4 protein-coding genes are annotated in these 3,652 nt (G+C 47.6%); all 4 read left to right on the top strand.

Annotated features, from left to right (window positions below; translation table 11 throughout):
- On the top strand, nucleotides 1–1,310 hold a 1,310-nt coding region (locus tag STRDD11_RS07615; RefSeq protein ID WP_241209361.1), incomplete at its 5' end, for a virulence factor.
- Between the two features lie 8 nt (nucleotides 1,311–1,318).
- Nucleotides 1,319–1,987: a hypothetical protein gene (locus tag STRDD11_RS07610; protein WP_128836806.1), complete on the top strand. Its 669-nt coding sequence runs from the start codon at nucleotides 1,319–1,321 to the stop codon at nucleotides 1,985–1,987.
- Nucleotides 1,988–2,159: 172 nt separating this feature from the next.
- Entirely contained in the window at nucleotides 2,160–2,501 is a 342-nt protein-coding gene (locus STRDD11_RS07605) for a hypothetical protein (RefSeq protein ID WP_128836805.1), read from the top strand.
- 6 nt (nucleotides 2,502–2,507) lie between these two features.
- A partial coding sequence (locus STRDD11_RS07600) for a glucosaminidase domain-containing protein (RefSeq protein WP_128836851.1) occupies nucleotides 2,508–3,652 on the top strand: 1,145 nt, incomplete at its 3' end.

Here is a 3,652-nt window from a genome sequence, read left to right as displayed (position 1 = left end):
ACTGGTTTAACCATACTAAGTTAGCGGACCCGCACGGGACCTACTTTGGCTATACGCCGACCAGCGGGGCGGTCAATCTGGACTTTCTGCAAAATGACGATATTCGGACCCGGCCCTTTATGTTTGTGGCAGGGGCGCCCAAGATGTACCAAAAGAAATTTGTGCTGAAACACACCGATTCGCTCTATGCCAGAGGGCATAAGATTATCAATATTGATCTGGACGGGACTTTTCATGATCTGACGAAATTTCAATACGGCAAGGTGCTCAGTATGTCCGGCGGGGCCAATAAGATTAACATCATGCAGGTCCTGCCTACCATGACCAAGGAAAACGGGGTAGAGGTGGATGAAATCGGCTCTTTCCGGCTTCATGTTGCCAAGCTGAAAAGTATCGCTCAGGTCCTCAATCAGGAAATTACTTCTGATGACCTCCTGCGCTTGGAAGACCTTATCACTGATTTCTACGTTTCTATCGGCCTCTGGCAGCACAATGCAGAGAAGAATGCGGAAAATATCCATGTCACAACCATTGTCAATGATGAGCATCCGCGCCTGTCCCAGTTTTGCTCCTTTTTGGAGCAGCGCTATCGGGCAGCGGGCAAGGCAGGGAATGACCACGATACCAGATCGGTCGGCCGCATTTCCAAGACTTTCAGCTCCCTCAATAAGAACTACGGCCCCATCTTTGACGTCTATACCAACTTTGAAGACCTGTCAGAGGAGCAGGTTGTGACGATTGATTTATCAGAACTGACCAAAACGCCTATGCTGCTCAACCTGCAGCTGACTCAGGTCCTGTCTCTGATTTCTTCTTATGTCGTCAACAACGGCAAGATTCAGCGGCAGAAGCGCAAGCAGAATCTGGCAGTCGCCCATGACCAGCTGACCCACTATGTCATTAATATTTCATCAGCTCAGATGGTCTTGGATATCCGCTACTCCCAGTCGGTGACTTTCTTGGCCGATATGATTGAGGAAATGGGGACTAATTATGCTGGTGTCGTGCTGGAGATGACCTCGCTGCAGAATGTTCTGGTAGCGAGCGGCAATACAACTCTGGACATCTACGCTTCCTCTATTCGCCGGATTTTCTCCCTCATGCAGTACCGGGTCTTTGCCAATACGGATGAAACGACCGTTCACCTGCTGGCAGATGCTTTAAGAGAATCCATGACTGAGTCAGAGCTGGAGACCCTGCCCAACTTAGTCCAAGGACAGCTTTTCCTTAATATTGCCGGACACGGCAATGTCGTCTTCAACCAAGAATTTTTGGGCAATGAATTAGAAAGATATGCCAGTGTGGATTAGGAGGTTGTATGTTTGTTTTACGGTTTAACAGCTGGTTTTACTCGACCAAAACATTAAAAACGTTCTTCTGGCTGCGCTGGATTGCGACCATAGCTTTTGGTTTGGCTTTTCTGTTTGGTTTTGGCCTGAATCTAGCCTACTTAATGACCCTGCACGGCAGCCGTCTGATTACCATGACCTTTTCTGTTTCCTTCATCATTGGCCTCCTCGTTCTGCTCTGGACAGTCATTCGGGGCAGGAGGGAAGCAATTGTGCCGGTTCTTCTCATGATTTTGCTGCCTTCGACTCTCCTGACAGAATTTGGGGTAACAGCAGACCTCTATCTGCTGCTGCTCTTCTTTGTCTGCTATTTGGAATCCAGCCACCGCCGCTTTGTCGTCAATGTTGCAGCTAAACTGAGCAAGGAGTTTTCACCGATTTACAGCAAACGTCTGGCCAATAAAAATCAGAGCCGTCTTTACCGTCATGCTTATAGGGTGCTAGGGCTTCTGAATCTGGATGATTTTAGGCTGGTCAGGGAAGTGACGAAAGTCAGTTCAGATAAGGTGCAGGGGCTGAGTGAAAAAGAGTTTATCCGCACTTTTAAAATCAAAGGACTTTTAGGCTCGACAACGATAAAAGACGAGCTCTATAGCAGTCCGCAAAAAAGCTGGTTCTTCCTGAGACGGAAATGGTAAGGTTCAGATAGAGTCCTTCAGTCCTGTTCCCCACCCCTCCAACAGTCCGGGGGACATTGGAGCAGGGCGAGTCAGCAGTTAGCGATATGCGGGCTTAAAACAGAAAGAGTATAAAATGCACAGAAAGGAAGCTAAATGAAGCCGAGATGAGCTTGATTTGGCCAGAAAACAAATGGTGAAGTACAGACTTGTTCGACCAGAGACAGAGGGTTACGAAAAAGAGGAAGCGAAAAGAGAACAGCCGCATCCCAGAAAACGGCGGATGAGAGGGCCGATTTCTGTCTACAAGGATACAGCAGCTTCTTACCGTTCCACAAAGAAAGCGGTTAGCGACTACTATCAAAGCATGGTAGATGAGCAAAAGGCTTATTATGACCATGATGATAACTGGCAGATTCGGGAGCAGTACCAGCGAAATCAGGAATTTACTAAAAAATTGCTGAAATACGGTCTGGCTGCAGCTGTTCTGATAGGACTGTATTGGCTTTTTCGGATATTCTTTCTAAAGAGGTAAAGTAGTATGTCAAGATACTCGGTTATCAATGTGGGTAAAAAAGCAATTAAAAGAGCTATTTTTCTAAAACTTTTTCTTTGGATAGGAATTCCTGTTATCCTTATTTTGCTGGTTATGTTTCTGCTGGCAGCGATTTTAGTAGGCGGAGGCGCCGATAATTCTCAAAAAGCCAGCAACTGTAAACCCGGAACCAGTCAGACGAGCCCCAACACGACGCAGGAAACTTCCTCGGGCAATAGTTCCATTGAAGAGTTTGTCAAGGAGCATGAAAAAGCTTACCTTGAATCATGGAGAGTAGGCGGTTTTCTGCCCTCTGCCTCTATCGTCCAGACCCAGATTGAGACTTCTTTTGACCAAAGCGTTCAGTCCTTTGGCCAAGCCCATAATATGGGGGGAGTTAAATGGAGCAAGGCCTCAGATTTTGCTCAGACCGTTGCTTTATACGGCTCTAGTTCAGTATCAAAAGACGGGGCAGGAACCAGTGTGGGTGATGATACCGGAGGAAAATATGTTTATTTTTCTACCTTTGATGCCGGTATTGTCGGCAAGGCTGAATTCATGAAGAATCAGACCCTCTACAAGGGAGCTATCAACAATACAGACGGTCTCAGCACCCTTAGTGCTATCGCGGACGGCGGCTGGGCGACAGATCCTTCTTATAAGAGCAAGCTGCATAGCCTATACAATAGCTTAGGAGCAAAGTTTAAATGGTTGGATGAAAAAGCTATTTCTCAGTATGGGGCCAGCCCTGTTTCAGAAACCACTTCATCCTCAGGCGGCGATTCTGACAGTGACAGCAGCGGCAGTCCTTCTTCGCCCGATAGTTCAAAAAAGAAGGACTGTAATGGCAGCGGAAAGACAGGGACTAATGGTACCAACGGGGATGCTGTTGACGGTTCCGGCAAGGTACCGGAGGATGCAACGGCCTTGCTGTATACACCGGATACTCTTCCTTCCAGTCTGAGTCCCTACCTTCTTGATCCTAGGGCTTTCGGTATGGAATATGGCGGAAAGGGGGCCAACTGGGAGCATCCTGATGAATTTTATTTGGCCGGCCAGTGTGTCAATCTGACCATCAGTTTTGGCAATATTTTGTGGGGGCATAAGGGTGTGGTTATTGGAAATGGGATCGATCAGGCGGCTGCCTGGGC

Source organism: Streptococcus sp. DD11 (assembly GCF_001578865.1).
In the GTDB taxonomy this organism is placed as follows: Bacteria; Bacillota; Bacilli; order Lactobacillales; family Streptococcaceae; genus Streptococcus; species Streptococcus panodentis.
This window is presented reverse-complemented; position numbering and strand designations above follow the sequence as displayed.